Raw genomic sequence first — 2,190 nt, 5'->3', positions numbered from 1 at the left:
CTTAGCTACCGGGCAATGCCATTGGCATGACAACCCGAACACCAGTGGTGCGTTCACTCCGGTCCTCTCGTACTAGGAGCAACCCCTCTCAATCTTCCAACGCCCACGGCAGATAGGGACCGAACTGTCTCACGACGTTCTAAACCCAGCTCGCGTACCACTTTAAATGGCGAACAGCCATACCCTTGGGACCTACTTCAGCCCCAGGATGTGATGAGCCGACATCGAGGTGCCAAACACCGCCGTCGATATGAACTCTTGGGCGGTATCAGCCTGTTATCCCCGGAGTACCTTTTATCCGTTGAGCGATGGCCCTTCCATTCAGAACCACCGGATCACTAAGACCTACTTTCCTACCTGCTTGATCCGTCGATCTTGCAGTCAAGCACGCTTATGCCTTTGCACACAGTGCGCGATGTCCGACCGCGCTGAGCGTACCTTCGAGCTCCTCCGTTACTCTTTAGGAGGAGACCGCCCCAGTCAAACTACCCACCATACACGGTCCCCGACCCAGATAATGGGCCCAGGTTAGAACGTCAAGCACGACAGGGTGGTATTTCAAGGATGGCTCCACTGCAGCTAGCGCCACAGTTTCATAGCCTCCCACCTATCCTACACAGACGAACTCAACGTTCAGTGTAAAGCTATAGTAAAGGTTCACGGGGTCTTTCCGTCTTGCCACGGGAACGCTGCATCTTCACAGCGATTTCAATTTCACTGAGTCTCGGGTGGAGACAGCGCCGCTGTCGTTACGCCATTCGTGCAGGTCGGAACTTACCCGACAAGGAATTTCGCTACCTTAGGACCGTTATAGTTACGGCCGCCGTTTACTGGGGCTTCGATCAAGAGCTTCGCCTTGCGGCTGACCCCATCAATTAACCTTCCAGCACCGGGCAGGCGTCACACCGTATACGTCCACTTTCGTGTTTGCACAGTGCTGTGTTTTTATTAAACAGTTGCAGCCAGCTGGTATCTTCGACTGGCTTCAGCTCCATCCGCGAGGGACTTCACCTACATGCCAGCGTGCCTTCTCCCGAAGTTACGGCACCATTTTGCCTAGTTCCTTCACCCGAGTTCTCTCAAGCGCCTGAGAATTCTCATCCTACCCACCTGTGTCGGTTTACGGTACGGTCTGCGTAAGCTGAAGCTTAGGAGCTTTTCCTGGAAGCGTGGTATCAGTGACTTCGCCATAAAGGCTCGTCTCGGTGCTCGGTCTTAAAGGATCCCGGATTTGCCAAAGATCCAAACCTACCGCCTTTCCCCAGGACAACCAACGCCTGGTACACCTAACCTTCTCCGTCCCTCCATCGCACTTACGCGAGGTGCAGGAATATTAACCTGCTTCCCATCGACTACGACTTTCGTCCTCGCCTTAGGGGCCGACTCACCCTGCGCCGATTAACGTTGCGCAAGGAAACCTTGGGCTTTCGGCGTGCGGGTTTTTCACCCGCATTATCGTTACTCATGTCAGCATTCGCACTTCCGATACCTCCAGCAGACTTCTCAATCCACCTTCAACGGCTTACGGAACGCTCCTCTACCGCGCATAACAAAGTTATGCACCCCAAGCTTCGGTTCACTGCTTAGCCCCGTTAAATCTTCCCCGCAGACCGACTCGACCAGTGAGCTATTACGCTTTCTTTAAAGGGTGGCTGCTTCTAAGCCAACCTCCTGGCTGTCTGTGCCTTTCCACATGGTTTTCCACTTAGCAGTGAATTTGGGACCTTAGCTGTGGGTCTGGGTTGTTTCCCTTTTCACGACGGACGTTAGCACCCGCCGTGTGTCTCCCATACAGTCCGTCTCGGTATTCGGAGTTTGCAATGGTTTGGTAAGTCGCGATGACCCCCTAGCCATAACAGTGCTCTACCCCCGAGAGGATACATATGAGGCGCTACCTAAATAGCTTTCGAGGAGAACCAGCTATCTCCGGGTTCGATTAGCTTTTCACTCCTAATCACACCTCATCCCCTACCTTTGCAACGGGAGTGGGTTCGGGCCTCCAGTGCGTGTTACCGCACCTTCACCCTGGGCATGACTAGATCACCCGGTTTCGGGTCTACTGCCCGCGACTATGCGCCCTTATCAGACTCGGTTTCCCTTCGCCTCCCCTATACGGTTAAGCTTGCCACGAACAGTAAGTCGCTGACCCATTATACAAAAGGTACGCAGTCACACCACGAAGGTGCTCCC

General features: G+C 53.9%; 1 rRNA gene. It reads right to left on the bottom strand.

The window, feature by feature from the left end:
* Positions 1 to 2,190 (bottom strand): 23S ribosomal RNA (locus ACFCYN_RS25345); the annotation flags it as partial.

Source organism: Gottfriedia sp. NPDC056225 (assembly GCF_042267765.1).
Taxonomy (GTDB): Bacteria; Bacillota; Bacilli; order Bacillales; family Bacillaceae_G; genus Gottfriedia.
This window is presented reverse-complemented; position numbering and strand designations above follow the sequence as displayed.